Source organism: Methanoregula sp., from assembly GCA_026625165.1.
Taxonomy (GTDB): Archaea; Halobacteriota; Methanomicrobia; order Methanomicrobiales; family Methanospirillaceae; genus MVRE01.
Genome location: CP112999.1, coordinates 1,824,824 through 1,848,165, shown reverse-complemented (window position 1 = coordinate 1,848,165; position 23,342 = coordinate 1,824,824). Strand labels below are relative to the sequence as shown.

Sequence of the window (23,342 nt, the reverse complement as noted above, 5' to 3'; positions counted from 1 at the left end):
TTCTTCCGGTTGCGCAGTAATAAGCGTATTGTTCAATTGTGACGCGTTTTCCCGCAAAAATACCGTTTTAACGATTTCCACGGGTACGGTACCAGTGCCATTAGGATCACTGCCCCGGCAATGGGAATTGGGATGGTGCCGAGCGCAGCAGCAAGCGAATAGTGGTCAGCGATCACCCCGTTGACCGCAACCCCCAGCCCACCAAAACCGATTGCGAGCCCGAGCATTATCCCTGATGCAAGGCCTACGTTGCCCGGCATAAGTTCGTGGCCCATCGCCACGGCAACGGCGAAGGTGGACCAGAGTGCGAACCCAAAAATGAGGATTGCAATGATCGCGAGAACTCCCGTGCTTACAAAGAAGAGATAGAACGCCGGGATCGAGCACGCGAGCCCGACAACCATGAACTCCTTTCTCCCATACCGGTCCGAGATATATCCTCCCACGACCTGCCCCGCGACTCCCGAAAGGAGCATTAGGGTCACGATCGTGCTTGCTGCAACAAGGTCATACCCTAGAGTGACAAGATACGTGGGGAGGAATGTGATTGCGGCAAAGATCGCCCATGCACGGAGGATTGAGGCAACCATCAGGATCATGAATGGCTTTTTTGATTGCACGTCGTCCTGCCGATTACCATAAGTATGTGTTGCAGATGCCCCGGCAATGCCTCCGGGCAGGATGTACCTGAGGGCTAACGCCATAAGGATCGCGGGGAAGATCAGGAGCAGCAGCCCGGGCAGTCCCAACCACCAGACAAGCACACCGGCAAGTACAGGCCCGATTGCGTAACCCAGATTTCCCCCGACCACAAAGTACGAAGTGATCCTCCCCCGGTTCTCGCTGGTGCAGATCCGGCTGACAAAGCTCAGGGCAGCAGGATGAAAACAGGCGTGGCCCAGCGCGGCGAGAACGGCAAAGAGCATGATGATGGAGTAATCATGCGCAAGGCCCATGAGCGAGACAAAGATGGCGGATATAAGGAGGCTGATGCTTACGTGCACGGTCAGCCCTTTTGTATCCGAGAGCCAGCCAAGCACCGGCTGCGTACAGGAAGAAGTAACATTATAGGCAGTGACGAGCAATCCGGCTGCAAGGTAGGAGTAGCCATTGGTGGCAATAAGGAGCGGGAGGATTGCAGGAAGCACCGGCATGTAGATATCGGTCACAAGATGGGCAGCCGCAAGTCCGGTGATGGTCTTTTTTATGCCCGGTGGGTTACCTGTTGTCTGGATATCAACCGTAGGATCTCGACCTCGATCTCCTGTATCTCTTTTGTGTGGAAGGAAAACGTGCGTTTTATCGGAAAAACCCCGCCGACCCGCTCGGCGATCTCCGCTCTTCCCTCTGTATATGTCCTAATGAATTGGGTGGATCCTGCATTAAAGATGCCGTAGGTTACCGGTGCAGTCAACAGGGCGAGGTCGATGAACGGGCGGTCAGCGTGTGCCTCCTGCGCTCCGAACGGGGGGTTCATGATAACCGTGTCACAGTTACCGATTCTGCCTGCAAGTGAGGCATCCCGCACGTCCACGACAAGGAATTCCACATCGACTCCCATCAGGGTGGCATTCTCTTTTGCCACCACGGTTGCACTGTGATCGATATCGATGCCCCTGACATTTTCAGCACCGAGGAGGGCAGCCCCGATCGCAAGGACCCCGGTGCCGGTCCCGAGATCGCACACCGATTTCTTTTCGATATCCCCTTTCATGAGGGCGTGGTAGAGGAGCCGGGCAGCAAGTGGCGCCGGGGTCTGGTACTGTTCGAGCGCCGCACGGGGGCGGGGAAAGCCGGCGAGGCGCTGGAGTGCCATCTCGAGTTTCTTGAGTTTCATGCAATCTCATCAATCGCATAGTCATCCCATGCCCGGGCACCGCACAGGATCTCAAACTCCTGCGGGGAGAGGACAGGAACGGGGAAACGCGCCTGGTCGTCATATACGAGCCGGGGGCAGGCAGTATTAACATACGCGGCAAAACCAAGGTTTAACAGTTCGTCCGGGATGACCTCCCTCATCATGATGATGGCAGCGTTATTGGAGAGTGCTACGAGCCGCTCTGCAAGGGCGAGGCGCTGCTGCCCGCTCTTGGTGGAAACGATGATGCCGAAGTTCTTTGCACCCCGTGCCCGCTCCATTACTGCAAAACGCCGGCGAATGAGAGGCTCCCCGTCGACTATTTGTGCAGTTCCGGTAAGCGGGTCGAGCGCAACCACCCGTGCGCTGGTGGAAATGGAAATCCCGATCGGGTGGAAGACTCCTGTGCCGACGAAGAGTATTTCACCTGCACATGTTTCCTTTGCCAAAGCAAAGCTGCACCCGAGCACCTGTCCCCGGTGAGGGGTCCGGCGGGATCCCTCCGCAACCCGCACATCAATCCCTTTTGACTGGAGAAATGCCTCTATTGCAGGGATGAGGTGGACGTGCTGGACGGTGGTGACCAGCCCCACGTTTTTTCCTTCCAGCAGCGGGAGAGCATTCTCAAGAATCGCGACATCAAAATCCGTCTGACACAATTCGAATATCACATTGTCACGGGAGTCGACCGGAGAATGTCCGAAATGGACCAGCACGTCAGCATAGGAGAGTGTATCGAGAGCAAGGTCGCAGGCGCCATAGCAGGGATCGCCGCTCACGATCACCTCAAACCCCGCATCTGCTATTTCAGCAGCAACCGCTGCTGACTTCCGCTTCAGACCTTCCGGAAACTGGAGAGCGATCTTATGCACCCCCCGTTCTTTTAATGCTGCGATCAGGTCAGAGGTAACGCTCAACAACATGCACCTTTTCGGCGACCTCGATTTTTACAAGCGACTTGTACGGCCGTCCTATTGACGGGTTCCCCCGCTGGATAGCAAAACAGACATCGGTTACTTCAGCACCGGCAATTGAAAGCGCCTGCAGGAGCGCCCGCATCGTCCCCCCGGTACTCACGACATCATCAACAATAACCACCCGGTCACCTTTTGAGATCCCGTTGAGATAGAGTTCTCCCTTGGAGTAGCCGGTCGCCTGGTGGACAGCGATCTCTCCCGGCAGTTTGTACTCCCGCTTGCGCATGATCGTCATCGGGATGTCGGTCATGGTCGAGAGCACTGAGCCGATATGGATGCCCATCGCTTCCACCACAACAATCTTGTCCACACCGTTCAGGTCAAGCACCCTGAGCATCCCGGTGCAGACCTCGCGCAGAAGCGCTGGCTCAACAACCGGGACGCCGTCTGTTATCGGGTGGATGAAGTAGTTATATTCACCCCTCTTTACCATGGGGCAGGTCTCAAGGGATTTTACCAGTCTGTCAAGCATACAACTCACCAATATCGTTAAGGAACGCCTCGATCCGGTCGCGGTGGACATGGGGCATGCAGACAATCCGCAGGTGCCCCCGGCGGGTCCATGACACCATCCACCGGTCTGGTACATCCTTGCAGACGAACGTCGCGACATTCAATTCAGGAGTCACCGCCCGCTGGATCCCGTACGTCTCCATGCCATCGATAAGCCGCGACGTATTTTTCATGCACCCCGCGACGACTGCCCGCATCCCTTCAACGCCAAGATAATCCAGCACCGCGAGCGCCCCCGCAACCGGAGCGCCCGGGCGTGTCCCTGCAAGTGTAAACTCCTGTTTGACCGAGAGGTAAGGCGTGTCGATGTTTAAAATATTGAGCATATCCGGCTGCCGTGTCAGGAGACACCCGCATGGGATCGTACCCATCCCCATCTTGTGGGGATCGACAGCAATACTGGTGACGCCGGGCAGTGAGAAATCAAATGGGATTGCATGGTCAAGGAACGGGATCACCATGCCGCCGAATGCTGCATCGACATGGAAGAAAATATCCTGCTCGGATGCGATAGCGGCAAGGTTTGCAATGGGGTCGATGAGGCCGTACTCGGTCGTGCCTGCAACCCCGACGAGGCATATAGTGTTCCTGTCGATGATTTCTGCTGCCTGTGCAGCGTCCATCTTCATGGTGCGGTCCAGCGGGACGGTGCGCATTTCGAGACTGAGGATGTCGCAGGCTTTTTTAAACGAAAAATGTGCGGATTCCGGGACCACAACGTTTGGGGACCTGGTCTCTTTTCTCAGTTCCTTTGCAAGGCGGAGTGCCTGGATGTTGGACTCCGTTCCCCCTGAAGTCGAGTACCCGCCTGCCTCCGGGTTGTGGAACAGGGTTCCCAGGCGTTCTATGAGCAGTTTCTCCAGTGATACAGTCCCCAAAAAGAGCCCCGGGTCACCAAGGTTGGTCTCTATGAACATGCAGTGTGCTTTTACCGCAACCGGATGCGGGGGAGTGCACATGGAGCTTAAGATAAAGTCGTGGTCAAGATCCTCCCCTTTTTTTTGGGCAAAAAATGAGAAGAGTCCGGCTTCCGGCAGTCCCTTATTCAGCATTACCGGTTCTCGCTGCTTCCAGGATGATGCGTTTTTCCGTTCGGGCGACTGTCTCGCGGATCTTTGCAATTGCATCGATGTTTGCCGAGACACTCGCAATACCATGTTCGACAAGCCACTCCACCATCTTGGGGTCAGAACCTGCCTGACCGCAGATAGAGCACTCAACACCATACTCGCGGCAGGTCTGGATCGCGTTGTGGATCAGATGGAGCACCGCCGGGTGCTTTGGCTGGTACATGTTGGCAACATTTTCGTTGTTCCGGTCGATGGCAAGGGTGTACTGGATCAGGTCGTTTGTCCCAAACGACGCAAATTTGATCCCGCATTCCAAGAAGTCCTCAATCAGGATCGCGCTTGACGGGATCTCGATCATAATCCCGAGCGTCACGTTCTCCACGTCCACGTCCCACCCGCGCATCATCTCCTTTGCCTGCACGAACTGGTCGGGGTGTGAGACCATGGGGAACATCACGCCGAGGTTCTCATACCCCTCTTTCCAGAGTTGTTTGAATGCTTCGACCTGAAGCCGGAACTGGTCAGGGCTCTGGAGGTCGCGACGGATCCCGCGCCACCCGAGCATCGGGTTGTGCTCGTGCGGCTCGTTCTCCCCCCCCATCATGTTCCGGAACTCGTCTGTCGGTGCATCAAGGGTCCGCACCCAGACGGATTTGCCCGGGAATGCATCGAGCACGATCTTGATGCCGTCATGAAGTTCCCGGACAAACTCCTCCTCGCGGCGGTTGGTGATGTACCAGCCCGGTGTCTTGTTAAGTCCGAGTATCAGGTGTTCGATCCGAAGCAGCCCGACGCCATCTGCACCTGTTGCGGCTGCGCGTGCCGCCGCTTCCGGGATTGAAACGTTCACCTTCACGCTTGTCGCCGTGATGATTGGTGCTGTACCTGTCCCAACCTGTTGCACCACCTGCTGTTTCTGTACCGGCTGCTCGATTGCCCCTTCATAGATGAGCCCACGCTCGCCGTCAACCGTGACCTGTTGCCCGGGCTGCAGCAACGACGTGGCATTCTTCGTCCCCACGACTGCCGGAGTACCCAGTTCCCTGCTCACGATTGCAGCATGGCAGGTCATCCCGCCCTCGTCAGTCACAATGGCAGCGACCTTCTTCATCGCCGGCACCATGTCCGGGTTTGTCATGCGGGTGACAAGTATGTCCCCTTCTTTGACGCCACCGGTGTCCTTGACATCCCTGATGAGTGCCACCCTGCCGACAGCAATCCCGGGAGACGCACCCTGTCCCTGCACGAGGATTTTATGGCTCTCCTTTGCACCGGGCTTTGCCGCAGGTGCACCCTGCCCGCCTTTTTTAGCACCGATGGTTGTGATCGGGCGGGACTGGAGGATGTATATGGTTTCGCCCACGATACCCCATTCAACATCCTGCGGGATTCCGTAATGGTTCTCGGCGATCTTCCCGTACATCCCGAGTTTTGCGACCTCTGCATCAGAAAGGACCTGCGCATCCTGGCGGCCTGCTGCAACTTCGACGACTTTTGTCCCGTGTTCCCCGTCGGCAATGATCTCAACTTTCTTGTTGGCAATGAACCGGTCCTCGATCTTCTCCGTCCGCTGGTCAAAGACATATTTGTCCGGGGAAACGGTCCCGGAGACAACTGACTCCCCCAATCCCCATGACCCTTCGATTATGGTAGACGGGTCCCCTGTGATGGGATGGGACGTGAACATGACACCGGCTTTATCTGCATTTACCAGCTGCTGGACGACCACGGCTATATTGACCGTATGGTCATCAAACCCCTGTTTGGCCCGGTAGTAGATCGCCCGTGCACCGTACAGGGACGCCCAGCACTTCTGCACTGCGGTAAGGAGTGCTGCTTCCCCTTTGATATTGAGATAGGTCTCCTGCTGCCCGGCAAAACTTGCATCAGGAAGGTCTTCGGCTGTTGCGCTTGACCGGACTGCGACAACAAGGTCATTTGCGGACATCTTCCGGTACGCTTTTTTAATCTCATCGCGGAGAGCAGCAGGCATCTTTGCTTTCAGCACCAGCCCTTTTGCGGTATCAGCCGCTTTCTCCAGCGCCGCGTTGTTCTCTACATCGAGGCGTTCGATTGACTTGTAGATCTTCGGTTCAAGACCGGTCTCGACAAGGAAACGGCGGAACGCCTGGGCGGTTACGACAAACGCCCTGGGGACAGGAAGCCCGATGGACGCCATCTCGCCCAGCGATGCTCCTTTTCCTCCTACCGATATGATATCTTCCTTCCTGATCTCCTCAAGCCACAGGATATTGGGGACAGTGTTCATGCTCGCACCACTTATGATCTCACCTCATGTCTGTTTAATAATTATCATGCCGGTTTTACAGGCGGATATTCCAGCGAACAAAATATTTTGGGATCAAACAACTTATATGCGGGAGCATGTTTCCTTTCCAACCTGTTGGTGTGTTTTTTCCTGTTTTAAAAAAAGAACAAATCTGATTAGGTATGGTGCAGATACTGTATGGGTTTTATGGCAAATTTCAGAGTGCTTGTCAGCGATCCGCTGGCAGAAGAAGGGCTCGAGATCCTCCGTGCGGCCTGCGATGTCGATGTCAGAACCGATTTAAAAGAGGATGAACTTTGTAAGATCCTCGGGGATTACGACGCCCTGCTTGTGCGCAGCGGCACCGAAGTGACCGCAAAGGTGATCGATGCGGGCAAACGGCTCCGGTTTATCGGGCGTGCCGGGGTCGGGGTGGACAATGTCGATGTGGATGCGGCGACCCGGCGCGGGATTATCGTGGCAAACGCTCCCGAAGGCAATACGCTCGCCGCCACCGAGCATACGATGGCGATGATGCAGGCGCTCGCCCGTAATATTCCTCAGGCAAATGCAAGCCTGAAAAAAAAGGAGTGGAAGCGATCAAAGTTCATGGGCGTGGAACTCAATGAGAAGACGTTGGGTATCGTCGGGTTCGGGCGAATCGGCAGGGAAGTGGCAAAGCGGGCAAATGCAATGGATATGAAATGCGTCGCCTATGACCCCTTCATAACCAAGGAGCGGGCAGCCCAACTCGGTGTAGAGATGATGTCCTTGGCCGATCTTTTCAAGGTCGCGGATGTCATCACCGTCCATACCCCTCTGATCGCTGAGACGAAGCATGTCATCAATGCAAAAAGTATCGCGACTATGAAAGACGGGGTGCGGATCATCAACTGCGCCCGCGGTGGCATCATCGACGAAAAGGCGCTCTACGATGCAATCAAGAGCGGTAAGGTGGCAGGGGCCGCCCTCGATGTTTTTGAAGAAGAGCCCCCGAACGAGTCCCCGCTCCTGACCCTCGACCAGGTGATCGTGACCCCGCACCTCGGGGCAAGTACGGTCGAGGCACAGCTGAATGTGGCAGTCTCCGTCGCAAAGCAGTGCGTGGAAGTCTTAAAAGGCGGGTCTGCGAAATACGTGGTCAACGCCCCCATGGTCCCTCCCGAGCATGCCGAAGTGCTCCAGCCCTTTGCCCAACTTGCCGAGAAGATGGGACGGTTCGTCACCCAGATCGCGGGCGGCAGGCTCTCATCAGTTGAGCTTATCTACGGCGGAGAACTCTCTGCGTATGCCGGCAGCATGAAGTATGTCACCCGTCTTGCCCTCAAGGGGCTTCTCGACCCGGTTCTCCAGCAGCCGGTCAATATCGTGAACGCGGATTTCATTGCAAGGGAACGCGGGATTGCGGTCAGCGAGACAGTCACGCAGGAATCCAGCGGATTCAAAAACCTCATCACTATCAGGATCAAGACTGACAAGGGAGAAGAGACAGTCAGCGGTACGGTGTTTTTCAAGGGCCGCAGCCGCATTGTCGCCGTTGGCGGTTATACAATGGACATGATTCCCGAAGGCTACGTGATCGTTTCACGGCACCTTGACAAGCCCGGCGTTATCGGGCGTGCATCCACCATCCTCGGGAAATGCAATATCAATATTGCCGGTATGCAGGTGGGAAGGATCAACCCCGGCGAGCAGGCGATCATGATCCTGAACGTGGACAGCGATGTCCCCGAGAGCGTGATGGAAGAGATACGCGGCATGCCCGGGATCTTCACCGCAACGTTTGCAAAGATCTCCGGCAAACTGATCTGATATACTTTCTCTCAATTTTTTTTATAGATACACTTATCGTTAAAATTGTTCATGTAATATTAATGTAAATTTTTTTAGGAGGTACTGGATGGCGAGATTCTGTACTAACTGCGGGAAGCCTGTGACTGATGGTATTACGACTGTGTGTTCGAATTGCGGAGCTGACCTAACGGCAAAATCATCCGAAAACGCTGGTCAGAAATCAACAACTATGGATCAGAAAGAACTGTTTGGACGCGCAATTCCATTTTTTACAGCAAAAGGCTACGCAGTCCAAACCCAAACAGATTTTTTAATTGCATTTCAATCGCAAGATCGTGATGTAAATTGGTTTATTTTTGTGATTTTATGTTGTTTAGGACTTATTGGGGCCGCAATTTATTACTATTGGTTCACTCATCAACATCAGGTGACGATATCCATTAGCGGAGTCACTGATGTTAAGGTCATAGCGATTGGGAATACTGAACAGGCGAAAAAAGATGCAGCAGAGTTTATGCTTGGTATAAGATAATTAATCTTTTTTTCAAAATGGTTATTGGCAAAATTTAATTTCATATTTATTGCTTTAACATCTTCCTGCTCGGAAATTTTGGCTCTGTAGAAAACCTGATCTAAAACAGAGTTGTACCGACGACCGAAAGAGCTAAGGTACGGTGTCTCCTTACCTTGTTATGCAATCAACCTGTAAGGAGACGATATAGTGTCAGCAAACCGGTATATCAGGTTTGTTGAAATATCATCCGGATTGATCAAAGATTCAAGAATTCCTCTTTTCTCTTCCAAGTTCTCAAGAAAAACCTATACCCAACACCAGTTACTCATTCTCCTTCTCCTGAAAGAATATCTGTCTGAAGATTACCGGGACACGATCGAACTAACTGAGATCATGGATTCTCTCAGAGAGAAGATTCACCTCGATGAAGTACCTCATTTCACGACTATCCAGAAGTTCTGTCAACGGATCCGATCATTCACTTTCACCCGGTTACTTAACCGGCTCATGAAAATGTTCTACGACTGGGGCGAGAGGATCCCTTGTACTGCTATCGATTCATCCGGGTTCACCAGCTCCTATGCCAGCCATTATTATTCGTGGAGAACCGGTAAGACCAGAAAACGGTTCCTGAAAACCTCGATCTCCGTTGATACTGATCGTCAGATTATCACCGGTCTGAAGATCTCCCAGCACCCGGTCCATGATATCCCTCACGCTGAAAAACTCCTGAAACAAACTCACAGAACCAGACAATCCGACCTCTATGTCATGGACAAAGGATACGACTCTGAAGAGATCCATGAATTGATCCGGGACTCCCTCAACTCCTGTTCCCTTATCCCGGTCAGAAACAGAAAACGGAAACGAATCTCCGGGTATTACCGAAGACGAATCGCTCAGTCATTCGATGAAGATAAGTATCATCAGAGAAATAAGGTCGAAACGGTATTCTCCGTCCTGAAAAGAAAGTTCGGAGAAGCCCTCAAGGCTCGAAAATACAGACTCCAGATCAAGGAGATCAAAATTAAAGTGATCCTCTATAACCTCTCAAGAATGATGTTAACAATTTCAGTTCTTATTCGTATTGAGGAATTCTCCAGAGCCGAAATTTTTACAATTCAATAGTTTGTTCCTAATCGAATAGGCTTTTAAGAGGGTGTAACCCGCTGTACCCAATATCAATAAAAAAATCTCCAACCATTGACTATTCATAAAGGCCCAATAACCCCCACCGATTCCAAAACCCAGAGCGATGCCAGCAATAATCCTGCATAAATTTTGTAAAATTTTACTTTTTGACAGCCTTCGTATTTGAGAAAATACTGCGAATGCCAATGCAAGGTAAATGCTCCCAATCCCGGATGGGTGAAACAAATATAATGTCAGGAAAGCTGTTGGATATGCAAACAGGCATCCCGCACAAATCCGTGTATTAAACAAAACAATAATATCATCATCAAAGCAGGGTCGATTCGGGTGATGAGAGAGTAATAATTCTTTAAATTCCTGTGGCCCCAAAGAAACTCGTATATTCCATTTATGAAAAAAATGAACAATGGAATTCATAGGCGTATCAAAGATTATGGGGAATCCTCTCGCTTTTTCTGATCCAATCTGAATACCTGTTGGATTATTCCTCATAAATCCTGACACCGACCGGCATGATATCCGGGCGTTTATCAGTCATGATGTACACGTAGCCCATCACATGCACCATATATTCAAGATAGCCCTTTGCAACATTGGACAGCGCATCATTCCGGCTTCCAAGGATCAGGATGTGGAACCACTGGATGATCAGGCAGATGCCGGCGACGATCCCGTACACCCACATCACAATCCCGATCAGGATCCAGTACAGGATCCGCACGAGCAGTTCGAACCTGCCCGCATCGTGTTCGTACACAAATAACTGCTTTTTTGCGTCATTACACATACGCATCAACTCCGGAGAGTACTGTAAATCCCCCGGTGCATGAATCTGCTGGTGGAGAACAGCAGCCTGTTTACAATATTCATATGAGGAACAGAATTCTTTTATACTGCGTTCACCCACCTTTAAAGCGCATTCTTTTAAAGGTGCGGGCCCGTGGTCTAGCTGGCTATGACGTCGCCTTGACATGGCGGAGGTCAGGAGTTCGAATCTCCTCGAGCCCATCGTTTAATCTTTTTCTGGTGCTATTGTTGTTGTGCTTATCTGTTGAGGCAGTCTGCAATTCATACCCGATCAATAAAAGCGTAAAGCACTATAGCCTGAAGAATCCCAATTATTTCATACAACACCGGTGATGCAGTTCCAGACCATGAACCGTTAGGATCAGGATGTTTCCATCTTTTGTGGATGTTTTATGAAATTTCTTTTTGTCGTATGCGGCGAAGGGCTCGGGCACGCGTCCCGCTGTGTCCATCTCGGGCACTATTTCCAGCAGCAGGGACATTCCGTCCATTTTGCCGCGTACGGGAAGGCGTATGTTTTCATCGACCAGCACGGGTGCTCCAACCTTCACCGCACGCACCGGGAAGTCTCTTTGGAAGGAGAGGATGGATTTTTCTCGTTGAAAAAGACGCTCTGGTGCTCCAAATGGATCGTATTTGACATGATCAGATCCGCATTCCGGGTGCGGGAGCTGATACGGGAGTACGGCATTGAGTGCGTCATCTGCGACACCATGTACGGCGGGGTCATTGCCGGGCGGTTGTGTCATGTGCCGGTTGTTTTTATAACCAACCAGAACCATTTCAACGGCTTGAACAACACGACAAATCCTGTCTGGAAAGCCCTCAATTTTTTGATCCGGCGGTACATCAGGCTCGCCACCCACATCATTGTCCCTGATTATCCACATCCGGACACGGTGAGTGAATACAACATTGTTGTCCCGTGCGGTGAAGAAGACCGGTACAGCTTTACCGGTCCATTCCTTGATGTGAACCCGGACGGTTTTACCTACTGCCATGAATGCGTTTTCGCCAGTTTTGGGGGCGAACCCTACAAGCTGCCCATGTACCAGATGCTGCGATCTATCGCAGACAATAGAAAGGACCTGACGTTTGATGTGTTTTATACCGGGGAGGTTCTCCCGGAATCTTCAGATAATTTCATCTCTCATGGCTACGTGCCCAACCTGTATGAACATCTGGCAAGGGCGCGGGTGGCGATTGTGCACGGCGGGCTCACAACCCTGCACGAAGCGCTCCTTTTTGAAAAGCCGGTGCTGATCATCATGGATCCAAACCACCCCGAACAGCAGAACAATGCAAAAAAGATCGTGGATATGGGCGCGGGAACCTCGGTTGACGGAAGAGGGGTGACCGAAGACGTGCTCGAACAGAAGCTTTCTGAAACGATGGAGATCGTCCCCAAACCCTTCCGGAAGGAACATGCTGCAATCAACGGACGGAAGAATGCCTACGTGATAATCACCCGGCTTGTCGGGAACAGCTGCTCTTAATGCAAATCAGACAGGTAATCATATATCAAACGGTGGTCCGGTATGCCAGAACCAAAAGAGATAAGGAAGCTTCCTGCTGGAAATGGGTTGCATACGTGCCCTTTATGCGGGTACCAGTTGGGGTTCCACATATCTTTTATTAAAACTGATAGAAACGATGCGTCAACACCTGTCGGATTGACGGGGGGATGTACCATATTATTCTTATCTGCCCGGAGTGCGGTGCCAGGTACGATGTTGGCTTGAAGGCGACCCTGAGCACATGAACCCCCCTGCCCCCCGCATCGGATTACCATATCCCCTCTCTGAGGGTGAATCCCTGCAGATAAAACAGGACAGGGTCAGCCCATGACAGCTCAGCCGGTAATGGTCGTCCATGGCCCGGAGATCTTTGATTGCGGGGAAGTCGGGTGGCTTATCGATACGATCAGCCCAATGCGTACCATTGTCGCCGGCGTGATGGCAAGGACTGCTGCTGAGGAGTCCGGTCTTCCCGTCGAATTCCAGGGCGATCCCCCGAGTCTTATAATCAACAGGCTCCCCGATCCAGTCTTTCTTGCAAACCACGGGAAGACAGCGGAGTCCGGGCAGATCTTCGGGGACATCATCGCATCCCGGCTCCCGGGCAGGGGGCTCGTTCACGTCGAATGTTCAAGCCGGACGGTCTATATATGGGATGCCGGGGATAAGGCGCTCGCATCAGCACTTTCACACCTCACGGGCTTTACCTTTAAAGAAGCGGCGAGTACGTATTGCATGGTTCCAGGGGAGCGGGTGATCCGCGGCTGTATCCCGGGCGAGCCGGTTTATATCAATGGCATTATTATCGGGCGTGCGACATTGGGTACGGTTATCCTGCGCAATTCGGATAATTTTGGGATTGAACCGGTAATCGGCCTCGCTCCAAAGGTTCATGGCATCAGGAAGGTTGTGCGACAGGGCAGGGTGGATCTTGCCGCCGCATGGTGCAAGAGCGGATCTATCCGGACAGCACTACCCCATGAAGGGGCGCGGGCGGTACGGGCCGGCAGGGTGGTTGTGATCGATCACTGCGGTCACCAGATCTACCAGAAGATCGGCACGGACTGCTGCGGCGTACTTTCAATCGGCGACGATACCACAGCAGTCTGCGGGCACATCTGTGCCCACCGGGGTATCCCGGTCCTTGGGATTGTGGACGGGGACCGCGACACGATTGTGACCGAGGCCTTTCCTCGCGGGTCTGTCGTAGTGCATGCCGTGAGCGAAAGGGATGATGATATCGGATCAGAACTCGTACCGATGGCCGAAAAACACCCGGTCGTGTGGGACGAATGGGTGGATCTGGTTTTAGAGATGCTTGGAGACCGGGTACGTGTAGTGGTCGATACACGGGTGAAGCGGAATGCGGTGCGCTGAGTGCAAGGGCAAAGGGATGTGCGGGCTGCCCCGCTGCCCTGTCACCAGCCGGTTCTATGCCCAGCTTGCAGTCAAACCGGCGAGCAGTTACCAGGGGAGTTCGCCGTCAGTCTTTATCGGGAGTTACGGGTATCCCGAAGTACGGGGCGGACCGCTGCTCATCGATGACACCGACAACCCCCCGGATTGGCTCGCCCGGGGACTTGGCATTGATGACATCGTGGGCATCCGCGCCCGCACGATACGTGGGAGCTCGGGCATCCACCATTTCAGCGACAACCTGCAGGAGATTGCGATCTCAAGCAACCCTGTCGATGTTGATGTCTCGTTTGAGAAGCCGGTCGCATTCTCCCTCGCGTTCGATGGGACCGTCGCGCCGGTGGGGTTGTCAGGTCCCATAAAAAACATGGAGGTGACCGGCAGTGCCCGGGTTGAACGTGCGGTTGACCGGGTAACCTCTGACTCGGATCTTGGGGCAACCGATGCCTGTGTCACACTCATGGAGTCGGATATTGATGTTTACCAGATCGCCAGGCTGATGACCGCAGGACTGCTCGGGAAACGACGGCATTTTGTCCCGACGCGGTGGGCGATCACCGCGGTGGACGATACTCTTTCCATACGGTTAAAGAAACAGATTGCGTCATTTCCCCCGCTTGAAGAGATCCGTGTTTTTTCCGGGGAAATTTTTGGCAACAGGATTGTGGCCATCCTCGTGCCCGGGGACTGGAAGTACGAGATGATCGAGATTTGGGGTCGACATACGCTCTGGGGCGGGGAACAGGAGATCATTGTGGAGGACCGGGAGGGAATGACGAAACGCGGATATTCACCCATCTCCGGTGCATATTATTCGGCGCGCCTTGCAGTATGCGAATACCTGGTAAAAATACGCCGCAATGCCCGTGTGATTGCGATACGGAGTATCTCATCGGATTACTGGGCGCCGCTGGGCACATGGGTAATCCGTGAAGCTGCTCGCCATGCAATGGCAAACCCCCCGGGCACCTGTTCATCTCTAGATGCTGCTGTGCAGGAAGCGTCCGCCCTGCTGGGGTTTGACCGTTGGGTTCGTCACAGCACTCTCCTTCCTGAAATTCGGACGCAGAAAACGCTGTTCTCTTTCTACTGAACCTTCAGGGAATTCGACTGCCGTTGGTACCGTTCCCGTATCATGTCGAGCGTCTCGACCTCTAAAATATCCTTATCATCCCGGATCCGCACAAACCTCGGGAACCGGAGCGCAAACCCCCCGGTGTACGTGGGGCTGACCTGCAGTTCCGAATAACCCACCTCAAAAACAAGGACCGGTTCGAAGGTCACTTCTTTGCCGGACTTTGAGATCACGGAATCCTTGAGAAGTTCATACACCTCGGCCAGCTGCTCTTCTGAGAACCCTGTTGCGACCCGGCTCAATGGCACAAGCCGTCCCTGGTCCTGGCATGCGACAAGGAAGGAACCAAAGACATGCGCTCGCTTCCCCTCCCCCCACTCAGCGCCGACTACAGCGAGGTCAAGGGTATCGACTTCAGGCTTGATCTTGATCCAGTTTTTGCCCCGTTGTCCTGGAGAATAGGGTGAAGAGAGCACCTTGAGCATTATTCCTTCATGGCCGGCATCGAGTGCTGCCTGGTACGTTTTTTCGATGATTATTGGATCATCGCTCACCACCTGCGGTGCGATAAAAAATTTTAATGTGCTCTCAAGGCTCTTCCGTCGTTCGGACAAGGGGAGGCCGATCATCGTTTCCCCGTTTAAAAAGAGGATATCAAACACGTTGGGGACCAGTTTAATCTCGGCTGTCGCTTCTGCCACGTCATGCCGCCTGCGGAACCTGCGGAGCACGGACTGGAATGGCATCGGCCGGCCGTCTTTGATTGCAATAACCTCCCCGTCAAGAATGACGTCATGGTCGGTCGCGCTGAGTAGCTGCTGAATTACATCAGGGAGTGCACCGGTCACGTCCTCAAGCCTGCGGGAGTACATCCGGCACCAGTTGCCTTTTTTATGGAACTGGAACCGGGAACCGTCATACTTGTACTCTGCCGCAACCGCCCCGTGCCCTGCGACCATGTCTGCAATCGATCCCGACTGTGCAAGCATCATGCGGACAGGGTGAAAGAGCGTGATGCGCACATCACTGAGTGCACCAGGCCCGAGTTTTGCAAGCCGTGCCACTTCACCGAGATCGTTTAATGCCTGCATCGCATGCTCAACCAGCACAGAATCAACACCAAATGCCTTTGCAATTGCCTCACGTACGCTGCCCTCCCCGACACCGATCCTGAGTTCTTCAAGCATGATCCGGGCCAGATACCTGCCCTCCAGGGGGTGTGCGTTTGCCAGCAGCCGGCGTACCGAAAGCAGTTTCTCCCGCTGGGATTTTTTGCCCTCCTGCGACGCAAGAGCTGTCAGTTCGTCATAGACCCGTATGAGGTCAAGATCCTCATGGAAAAATGTCATCTGGGATTTTGCCGCAAGGAGGTCTTCGGCAGTCTTCCCGACATCACCACTTCGATTGATCTTTTCTACTACCTCCTCCTTTTTTACCCCGGCAACATACCCGATCGCCTCATAGAGTAGGTTGGGGCCGATCCCCAGTCTTTTCTGGCTCCAGTCAGGAAAGATCCTGCCCATGACAAACCTGACAAATACCGGGAGTTCATCGGGCGAAAGGCCCGGAAGCTCGCGGCTGATCACATCAATCATCTCAAGCCGGCCTGAAATTTTTTCCAGCCGTTCGCAGCAGCGTGAAAATTCAATAAAGAGCATGAGCGTTGTTTTTCTCATCTCCGCCAAAAGAAATTAAATTACCGATATCACTTTTAGGGATCGTAATATAAACCACGGACAATAACGGGAGAAAACCCAGAACTCTTTAAAAATGCCTTTTGGTTTTTATAAAAACTTATAATAGTTCACGCAGAAGTCTAGTGTATGGGGGAGGAGTGGGAACCCGAAGCAATCCTCAAGGCAAAAGCCAGCCAGCTCAAAGGAGAATTTTTTGATTATATAGAAAAAAATATCGAAAAGATCGATGCCAATATCCCTGTCTTTTTTGGCCACGTTGTTGCCACCCTTGACAACTCGCTGCCTGCATTATCCGAGGATTCCTACAACAAGTTCATCGATGCCATCACGATAAAAGTGCTTGAGACCAGTAAAAAGTCAAACGACATCCCGTTTATTGAAAAACTGTTCGACCATGCCATTCGTAACAAGCGTGGCAGGAAGGGCAAGGCGATCTACGATATCCTGCTCGGCATGCGGATGATCACCAATGGCAGGTTCACCGATGCAATCGAGCATCTTATGAAATACCGGAATGTTGATGCCATCATCTGCCCGGCGATTGCATATTGTTATTATGTCATTTCGACCCAGAAAACAAAGGGCGAAGAACAGGATCCCTCCGCTCCCCCCAATGAGATGGCACTTGCCGCACGGGAACAAATGATGGAACTCTCCCGGTTAAATCCCCCGGTGAACCGGCTCAAGGACCATGAAATGATCGAGGATCCCCGGATAACAAAGATCTTCTGGTTCATGTTAAACCGGGCAATCGAATGGTTCCCGGGCGAGAGGAAGTTTCTCATCATCGGGTGTGAAAAAGCGACAAAAGACGGGAACCTCAATGTGAAGAGTGAACTGCTGGCTATAGCGATCGAGCGGTTTTATAATGATATGCAGTTTTTGCGGGAGATGTACTGGCTCAAGCTCGAACAACGGGATGCCGGTGGCGTGGCGGGCGTTGTCAAACAGATGACCCAGCAGTTCCCGGATGAGATCGAACCCGTCTATTATGGTCTCAAAATTGCCGTTATTACCGGTCGCAGCGAGACATATTCACGGTTCCGGAAACTCGCTGCCAGCAAGAATTTTCCTGCAAATATCCTCCTGTTGCTCGATTTTGCGTTTGAACTGATGAGCGGAAAACAGTACGAAGCGCTTGCATGCCTTGATGAGATCAAGGCCAAATTCGGTCCGCATCACTATTACGTGCTCCTGCTTGATTATGTAACCCATGATTTCCAGTCAGAAGATGAAAAAAAGGTCAAAAAAGCAAAAAAGGTGCTGGTCGATTCCGTCGACCATTACTGCATGAAACTCTTAAAGATTAAAACCGCCTGATTTTTCCCTGTAACCGGATTCCTGTCAGAGGTTAAGCACCTGCGGGCAGGTGTCTGACGTCCCGGCCTGTGTAGCGATGGTTATGGAGGTCTCGCCATAGAGGAGTCCGAGCCCGTTCTGGGCACTGAGTCTTACTTTTTCCGGGGTGTTGTTCACTTCGCTGACATGTGCGAGTATCATAGAGTGCACATCCCGCCCCAGCGTCTGTAGGCAGAGTGATGCGGCGTTGTTGGACAGGTGTCCCCGCGCCGATCTGATCCGCCGTTTTAAGGATTCCGGGTAAGGGCCGTTTTTCAGCATCTCCGGACAGTGGTTGCTCTCGAGCACGACACCGTCGCACCGGAGCAGGCGGGATAACATTCCCGGATTGACAATACCGGTGTCCGTGCAGCACCCGAGCCTGATGCCCTCTTCCATGATACAGAACCCGCACGGCTCATTTGCGTCATGCGATGTGGCAAACGGTTCGATGAGAAAATCCCCGATGCAGAATTCATTGTTATAGGTGCAGCTGTGGATGTCCAGGGGTTTACCGGATTTCCGGCGGTTAGTCAGGAAATCATGCAATGTACCCCGTGTTGCAAAGACCGGGATCTGGAGCCTGCGGGAGAGGACATCTACCCCGGAGATATGGTCCCCGTGTTCGTGGGTAACAAGGATCGCAAGGATATTTTCAGTTTGTTTTCCTGCTGAGGTGAGGCGTTTTATTATCTCCTTTGCAGAAAGTCCGGCATCGATGAGCAGGGCACCGCACGATCCTTCTATAAGCATACAATTGCCTTTGCTCCCGCTTGCAAGGATGGTGCACTGCATTGCATGACAAGGTACGACCCGATGATATTTACGTGATGGCAATGGTGCAATACGGGTATTTAAAACATCATCCTGATACGCAACGATGCCATCATCCTATTGGGTACAACACCTTCTATCCTGTCTCTCCCAGTCCAACAGGAGGCAGGTCGGTCTCAGCAGGATCAGGTATCACGTGAACCGCAGTGGCTTTTATTGTTGCATTTACCCGCATCAGGGGGGCAAGAGCGAGCTCTTCGCACGAACGCCGGGTGAGCAGTGCTGTAATGGGGAACCCGCAGTCTATATGTACGCGTGTGAACGGTCCAAAAGGCAGAAGGCGGGTTATCATGCCAGCCAGACAATTCCTGGCGCTGCTTGCCGGGGGGGAGGTGTCCGGTAGTGAGAGCGTAACCTCTTCCGGGCGTATGCAGAGAGCCACCCGTTGCCCTTTTTCTAGCGATGTGACTGCCTGTATACGGGAACTTTTGATCGCAATCGTGGCAAGATCGTTTTCATTGGACTCCACGATGCCACCGCGAACCGGATCGATTCCGACAAAGCTGGCAATCGCACGGTTTACAGGATGGTAGAATATATCGTACATCTCCCCCGCCTGGACAAGCCGGCCGTCCATCATCACACCTATACGGCTGGCAAGACGCTGCCCCTGTCCCATGTCGTGGGTGGCTATAACGATGGTGGTTTCTTTCTCCTTGTTGATCCATACAATGAGATTTTCGATGATCCCGGTGGAGATAGGGTCAAGGTTTGCAGTAGGTTCATCAAGAAGGAGTACTTCCGGCCTTGTGACAATTGCCCTGGCGATAGCGACGCGTTGCATCTCCCCTCCGGAGAGTGAGGTTGCACGGCGCTTTGCAAAACCGGAAAGTCCCACCTTCTGCAGGGCTTCTCCAACACGCTGATGAATCATATCAGGTGGTATTCCCCGGAATTCAAGCCCGAATGCAACATTTCGCTCAACGGTCGTATTCAGCACACCGGGTTTCTGGAAGACCATCGCCATCCGTCTCCGGATGGATCGCCGTTCGGATTCTTTACCCTCTGTCTGCAGGCCGTCAAAGATGATAGATCCGTCAGACGGGCGATCAAGAAGATCGATGAGCCGGAGCATCGTGGTCTTGCCGCTTCCGGAGGGGCCGATAAGGGCAAAGATCTCCCCATGACGGATCTCCAAATCAATATCCTTTATGACTTCGCGATCCCCGAACCGGCGCGACAGACCTGAGATCCTGATCATGCCTGCGGGCCCCCTAGTATTTTGTCGGAATCCGAGAGTGCACCAGAGGTGATCAGGTTCATGATCAGAACTACGGCCAGCGCGATGACGAGCAGGACGATGCCAAGCGCAATAGAGAGCCCGAAGTTACCCATGCCGGTCTCGAGTGCGATCGATGTGGTAAGAACGCGTGTTGCACCCCGGATATTCCCTCCGATCATCATCGCAACACCAACCTCGGAGATCGCCCTCCCGAACCCGAGGATCACCGCACCGAGGATCGCAAACCGGGCCTCCCGTACGATCTGGGTTATGTTCTGGAATTCGGTCGCCCCAAGAGAAATGAGCATGTCCCGGATGTTCCGGTCAACCCCGGAGAGGGCTGTGATGGTAAGCCCGATCATAATCGGCAGGATCAGGATCGACTGCCCGATGATCATACCTACGGGAGTAAAGAGCAGCCCGAAAAACCCAAGAGGCCCGGACCGGGATATGAGCAGGTACACGAACAGACCGATGATGACTGTCGGGACTGAATACAGGGTCTGGATTACAGTGATCACGGCACGCTTTCCGGTAAATTCGCGGAAATGGATCAGCCCTCCAACAGGTATCGCAATAAGCGTGGCGATTACCGTAGCAGAAATTGAGATTGCTAGGGAGAGCGCGGTGACCTCAAGGAGTTCCGGATTGAGTGAGACTATCAGCTGGAACGCCTGATTAAACCCGTCAATGATCTCCTGCACTGTAATCACCCGAATTATTAGTTCTATTTTGGTCAGAATGGATTAAAAAGAGAAGGATAAAGTGATGACGCATGAAAGCATCCCCGCCTAATCCTTCTGATCTCAGGGGCTGTATCCCTGAGAACCTGTTTTTCCAGGGTGGTTATACCTTAACGGTGACCACCGGTTTGAGGGCATCCGGCACGCTGCCGTATCCCTCCGCCGGCACAATCGGGGTCTGACCATCCGCATTGAGCACCGCCTGGCCATCGCTGCTTATGAGCAGTTTTACAAACTCAACTCCCATATCCGGGCTTCTTGCACTGACCGGAACGGTGACCGCATAAATGATCGGCATTCCGGTTTCGGTAACAGTGGTAGTTCCCGAGGGGCGTTTCACCTGCATTGTCTGGTAAGACACCATCCTTGCAGGATCCGAAAGGTCAATCTCCGGCGGGAGAACGATGTATTTCAGTCCGCTCTGGACTGCGACGCTGCTGTACTCGAATGCATAATCGACTTTCCCGTCCTTGAGCAGCGGGGCGATGTCCGGCCCTGTCGGGGTTATCGTCAGTTTCTTTGCATCAGGTTCTGTGGTTGTCACATCGATTGTCCAGACATTGTTGGATGATGTCTTTTTGATCTTACTGTAGGGTGTGACAAGGGTGTCGAAGATGAACGGGAAGTTGTATGCTTTTTCAGCAAGGCCGATGGTCATGAGGGACCGGTATCCTGCCGGGTCCGATTTCGGGTCGCTGATTGCATAGGTCACGCCATCGCGCCCGAGGATCATGTACCAGTTGTTCTTGTTGATCTCCTGTGCATATTTGCTCTGGTCCACATAGCAGAGTACTATCGTGTTCTTTGCGAAATTCACATAGGATGTTGCATTCGCTGGATACAGGTACTTGGAGATGAGCGAGTAGTCCGCGCTTGCCAGCACATCAGCCTTCTGGTTCTGCTTGTTTACCTTGTCGACAAGTGCTCCGCTGCCCCCGGAGAACAACTGCACATCAATATCCGGGTGTGCCTTCTCAAACATCTTCTCGAGCTTGCCAAACGAGGTGGCAAGGCTTCCTGCATGGTACACCTTCAATGGCTTTGTCGCAGTTGCAGGTGTCGTAAAGTCAGCTGTCACACCTTTCGGGACACCCGCTGTCATGGGTGTGAACAGCCCTTTTCCGTACTTGTCCTTGCCATAATTGCCGATGTCGGTCATGGTTTCCGGAGAAATTAGCCAGTTGATAAAATTGTTTGACATCGCAATCTTGTCCGGCTGCGGGTTTGCCGGATAGACCGTCATGACGCTATAGAGGTTCATCAGGACAGGCCCCTGGGTCACCAGTGGCACGAGGTTCAGTTTTCCCTGGTATGCAAGGAATGTGCCCTCATCGGTGTAGGTATAGGCTCCCTTTTCACTTGCCATCTGGAGGGTCTCACCCATGCCTTTTCCGGCCTCAATGTACCAGTTCCCGGATTTCTGGACGTCCGTTGCATAGGTGTATTTCGCTGCCTTCCACACGCTCTGTTCGGACGTGTGTGTGCCGGATGCGTCACCTCGGGAGACGAACATAACACCTGCTTTTCCTGCCTTGCCCTGCGTCAGGATCGCCTTGAATGCCTCTTCGGGAGTCTTGCCCTTGATGCCCGCGGGATCGCTGGCCGGGCCGACAATCACGAAGTAGTTGTAGGCAAATGTGCGTCGGTTCAGCCCGTAACCGTCTTCAAGGAATGTCTGTTCTTGTGAAGGAGAGTGGACGAGCAGGACATCAGCGTCGCCCTTCTTTGCGAGCTCGATTGCCTTACCCGTGCCCTGTGACGTGATCTGTAGGTCGACGTTATACTTTGACTCAAAATTCGGCTCAAGGTAATTGAGCAGCCCGGTATCGTACAGGCTTGTTGTTGTCGCAAGCAGGAGCTTTGGCTTTTCAGCAGTCGCTGGTTTTTCCGTCGCGACCGGTGTTGCACCGGCCGGGCCCGGGGTTGCTGTTTCACTCGGTGTCGTACAGCCTGCAATGATCACGCCTCCGATAATGAGGAGGAATAAAAGCAGGAGTATGGAATGTTTGAAGGAACCTCTCATACAATTCAGTCCTTTTGCGATCTAACTGGGATGTAGTAATAGATATTATTTCTTTTTTGAATTTGTAAATTAAATTTTATTAACCAATTGGTAAACAGGTGGTATACCAGCGTACAATACTTAAAGAAACGGAATGATGGAAAAAAGAAGAGAAGAGAATCATCATCCAGTCTGGCATTTCTTTGTAATCTCGGTAAAAATCGTATGCCCGATGATCCCCACGACATCCTCCTCATACTGCGCCTTCATGACCCCGATCATCTTCCGGCTGCCTTTTGCGGTCGTGAGGATACCGATCCGTTCAGCGCGTGTGACCAGTTCCTCCTGCTCCATCATGGCAAAATAGGGGAGCACGTAATAATGGGGCACTTCGAGAAACTCTGCGAGCCTGCGGGTAGTCGGGAATTTTATCCTGATTGTGTCTTTAGAAAACGAGATCGTAATCGAACGTTCCAGTAACTGGATGCGGACTGCGGCATCAAAAAGGACATCGACTGAGAGCGCGACCATGGGGATTCTCTTT

At 52.8% G+C, this 23,342-nt stretch carries 20 protein-coding genes and 1 tRNA gene; 8 read left to right on the top strand and 13 right to left on the bottom strand.

Annotated elements, in window-relative coordinates; translation table 11 throughout:
- Window positions 1-32: 32 nt before the first annotated feature.
- From OS112_09700 to ppsA, 6 genes are read right to left on the bottom strand one after another with little or no spacing between them, the layout of a single operon-like run.
- On the bottom strand, window positions 33-1,208 hold the full coding sequence (locus OS112_09700) for an MFS transporter (protein ID WAC06172.1): 1,176 nt from the start codon (window positions 1,206-1,208) through the stop codon (window positions 33-35).
- Window positions 1,205-1,837 (bottom strand): METTL5 family protein, encoded by a 633-nt coding sequence (locus OS112_09695; GenBank protein ID WAC04718.1) that lies wholly within the window; start codon window positions 1,835-1,837, stop codon window positions 1,205-1,207. Before OS112_09695 ends, OS112_09700 begins: the two co-directional genes overlap by 4 nt.
- Entirely contained in the window at window positions 1,834-2,781 is a 948-nt protein-coding gene (gene dph2 / locus OS112_09690) for a diphthamide biosynthesis enzyme Dph2 (GenBank protein ID WAC04717.1), read from the bottom strand. The genes OS112_09695 and dph2 overlap by 4 nt, the downstream gene beginning before the upstream one ends.
- Entirely contained in the window at window positions 2,759-3,307 is a 549-nt protein-coding gene (gene hpt / locus OS112_09685; GenBank protein WAC04716.1) for a hypoxanthine/guanine phosphoribosyltransferase, read from the bottom strand. Before hpt ends, dph2 begins: the two co-directional genes overlap by 23 nt.
- On the bottom strand, window positions 3,300-4,400 hold the full coding sequence (mfnA, locus tag OS112_09680; protein ID WAC04715.1) for a tyrosine decarboxylase MfnA: 1,101 nt from the start codon (window positions 4,398-4,400) through the stop codon (window positions 3,300-3,302). The genes hpt and mfnA overlap by 8 nt, the downstream gene beginning before the upstream one ends.
- The gene (gene ppsA / locus OS112_09675; GenBank protein WAC04714.1) at window positions 4,390-6,687 is read right to left on the bottom strand and encodes a phosphoenolpyruvate synthase; all 2,298 of its coding nucleotides are present in this window, start codon (window positions 6,685-6,687) and stop codon (window positions 4,390-4,392) included. The genes mfnA and ppsA overlap by 11 nt, the downstream gene beginning before the upstream one ends.
- A gap of 207 nt (window positions 6,688-6,894) precedes the next feature.
- Here ppsA and serA point away from each other — a divergent pair, with 207 nt between their 5' ends.
- The 3 genes from serA to OS112_09660 all read left to right on the top strand — a co-directional run bounded on the left by serA (window position 6,895) and on the right by OS112_09660 (window position 10,123).
- Window positions 6,895-8,499 carry a phosphoglycerate dehydrogenase gene (gene serA, locus OS112_09670; protein WAC04713.1) on the top strand — a complete coding sequence of 535 codons (1,605 nt, stop codon included), beginning with the start codon at window positions 6,895-6,897 and terminating at the stop codon, window positions 8,497-8,499.
- Between the two features lie 121 nt (window positions 8,500-8,620).
- On the top strand, window positions 8,621-9,013 hold the full coding sequence (locus OS112_09665; GenBank protein WAC04712.1) for a hypothetical protein: 393 nt from the start codon (window positions 8,621-8,623) through the stop codon (window positions 9,011-9,013).
- 189 nt (window positions 9,014-9,202) lie between these two features.
- Window positions 9,203-10,123: an IS5 family transposase gene (locus tag OS112_09660; GenBank protein ID WAC04711.1), complete on the top strand. Its 921-nt coding sequence runs from the start codon at window positions 9,203-9,205 to the stop codon at window positions 10,121-10,123.
- 505 nt (window positions 10,124-10,628) lie between these two features.
- Here the strand turns inward: OS112_09660 and OS112_09655 are convergent.
- Complete coding sequence (locus OS112_09655; protein ID WAC04710.1) at window positions 10,629-10,934, bottom strand: DUF4389 domain-containing protein; 306 nt, start codon at window positions 10,932-10,934, stop codon at window positions 10,629-10,631.
- 147 nt (window positions 10,935-11,081) lie between these two features.
- On the opposite strand from OS112_09655, the gene OS112_09650 reads away from it, so the two are divergent.
- The 4 genes from OS112_09650 to OS112_09635 all read left to right on the top strand — a co-directional run bounded on the left by OS112_09650 (window position 11,082) and on the right by OS112_09635 (window position 14,980).
- Window positions 11,082-11,155 (top strand) — tRNA-Val (locus OS112_09650).
- Window positions 11,156-11,346: 191 nt separating this feature from the next.
- Complete coding sequence (locus OS112_09645; protein WAC04709.1) at window positions 11,347-12,450, top strand: glycosyltransferase; 1,104 nt, start codon at window positions 11,347-11,349, stop codon at window positions 12,448-12,450.
- A gap of 348 nt (window positions 12,451-12,798) precedes the next feature.
- Entirely contained in the window at window positions 12,799-13,848 is a 1,050-nt protein-coding gene (locus OS112_09640) for a DUF2117 domain-containing protein (protein ID WAC04708.1), read from the top strand.
- Window positions 13,835-14,980, top strand: coding sequence for a hypothetical protein (locus OS112_09635; GenBank protein ID WAC04707.1), 1,146 nt, complete (start codon window positions 13,835-13,837; stop codon window positions 14,978-14,980). The genes OS112_09640 and OS112_09635 overlap by 14 nt, the downstream gene beginning before the upstream one ends.
- Here the strand turns inward: OS112_09635 and OS112_09630 are convergent.
- Complete coding sequence (locus tag OS112_09630) at window positions 14,974-16,620, bottom strand: ATP-dependent DNA ligase (protein ID WAC06171.1); 1,647 nt, start codon at window positions 16,618-16,620, stop codon at window positions 14,974-14,976. The genes OS112_09635 and OS112_09630 overlap by 7 nt on opposite strands.
- A gap of 165 nt (window positions 16,621-16,785) precedes the next feature.
- On the opposite strand from OS112_09630, the gene OS112_09625 reads away from it, so the two are divergent.
- Window positions 16,786-17,979 (top strand): hypothetical protein, encoded by a 1,194-nt coding sequence (locus OS112_09625; GenBank protein ID WAC04706.1) that lies wholly within the window; start codon window positions 16,786-16,788, stop codon window positions 17,977-17,979.
- A gap of 24 nt (window positions 17,980-18,003) precedes the next feature.
- Here OS112_09625 and OS112_09620 read toward each other — a convergent pair whose 3' ends face one another.
- The 5 genes from OS112_09620 to OS112_09600 form a co-directional block, all read right to left on the bottom strand.
- Complete coding sequence (locus tag OS112_09620; GenBank protein WAC04705.1) at window positions 18,004-18,792, bottom strand: MBL fold metallo-hydrolase; 789 nt, start codon at window positions 18,790-18,792, stop codon at window positions 18,004-18,006.
- 115 nt (window positions 18,793-18,907) lie between these two features.
- Entirely contained in the window at window positions 18,908-20,032 is a 1,125-nt protein-coding gene (locus OS112_09615) for an ABC transporter ATP-binding protein (protein WAC04704.1), read from the bottom strand.
- A complete protein-coding gene (locus tag OS112_09610) occupies window positions 20,029-20,757 on the bottom strand; it encodes an ABC transporter permease (protein WAC04703.1) in 729 nt (242 codons plus the stop codon). The genes OS112_09615 and OS112_09610 overlap by 4 nt, the downstream gene beginning before the upstream one ends.
- 142 nt (window positions 20,758-20,899) lie before the next feature.
- Window positions 20,900-22,819, bottom strand: a complete 1,920-nt coding sequence (wtpA, locus tag OS112_09605) for a tungstate ABC transporter substrate-binding protein WtpA (GenBank protein ID WAC04702.1) — start codon at window positions 22,817-22,819, stop codon at window positions 20,900-20,902.
- Window positions 22,820-22,981: 162 nt separating this feature from the next.
- Window positions 22,982-23,329, bottom strand: a complete 348-nt coding sequence (locus OS112_09600; protein WAC04701.1) for a hypothetical protein — start codon at window positions 23,327-23,329, stop codon at window positions 22,982-22,984.
- Window positions 23,330-23,342 lie beyond the last annotated feature (13 nt).

Excerpts from the sequence above, each read along its gene's own strand:
- dph2 (WAC04717.1), bottom strand. The coding sequence starts at position 2,781 with ATGTTGTTGAGCGTTACCTCTGACCTGATCGCAGCATTAAAAGAACGG.
- OS112_09695 (WAC04718.1), bottom strand. The coding sequence starts at position 1,837 with ATGAAACTCAAGAAACTCGAGATGGCACTCCAGCGCCTCGCCGGCTTT.
- OS112_09655 (WAC04710.1), bottom strand. The coding sequence starts at position 10,934 with ATGTGTAATGACGCAAAAAAGCAGTTATTTGTGTACGAACACGATGCG.
- OS112_09625 (WAC04706.1), top strand. The coding sequence starts at position 16,786 with ATGGGGGAGGAGTGGGAACCCGAAGCAATCCTCAAGGCAAAAGCCAGC.
- OS112_09600 (WAC04701.1), bottom strand. The coding sequence starts at position 23,329 with ATGGTCGCGCTCTCAGTCGATGTCCTTTTTGATGCCGCAGTCCGCATC.
- ppsA (WAC04714.1), bottom strand. The coding sequence starts at position 6,687 with ATGAACACTGTCCCCAATATCCTGTGGCTTGAGGAGATCAGGAAGGAA.
- OS112_09640 (WAC04708.1), top strand. The coding sequence starts at position 12,799 with ATGACAGCTCAGCCGGTAATGGTCGTCCATGGCCCGGAGATCTTTGAT.
- OS112_09620 (WAC04705.1), bottom strand. The coding sequence starts at position 18,792 with ATGCAGTGCACCATCCTTGCAAGCGGGAGCAAAGGCAATTGTATGCTT.
- OS112_09630 (WAC06171.1), bottom strand. The coding sequence starts at position 16,620 with ATGCTCTTTATTGAATTTTCACGCTGCTGCGAACGGCTGGAAAAAATT.
- OS112_09645 (WAC04709.1), top strand. The coding sequence starts at position 11,347 with ATGAAATTTCTTTTTGTCGTATGCGGCGAAGGGCTCGGGCACGCGTCC.
- serA (WAC04713.1), top strand. The coding sequence starts at position 6,895 with ATGGCAAATTTCAGAGTGCTTGTCAGCGATCCGCTGGCAGAAGAAGGG.
- hpt (WAC04716.1), bottom strand. The coding sequence starts at position 3,307 with ATGCTTGACAGACTGGTAAAATCCCTTGAGACCTGCCCCATGGTAAAG.
- OS112_09635 (WAC04707.1), top strand. The coding sequence starts at position 13,835 with ATGCGGTGCGCTGAGTGCAAGGGCAAAGGGATGTGCGGGCTGCCCCGC.
- mfnA (WAC04715.1), bottom strand. The coding sequence starts at position 4,400 with ATGCTGAATAAGGGACTGCCGGAAGCCGGACTCTTCTCATTTTTTGCC.
- wtpA (WAC04702.1), bottom strand. The coding sequence starts at position 22,819 with ATGAGAGGTTCCTTCAAACATTCCATACTCCTGCTTTTATTCCTCCTC.
- OS112_09615 (WAC04704.1), bottom strand. The coding sequence starts at position 20,032 with ATGATCAGGATCTCAGGTCTGTCGCGCCGGTTCGGGGATCGCGAAGTC.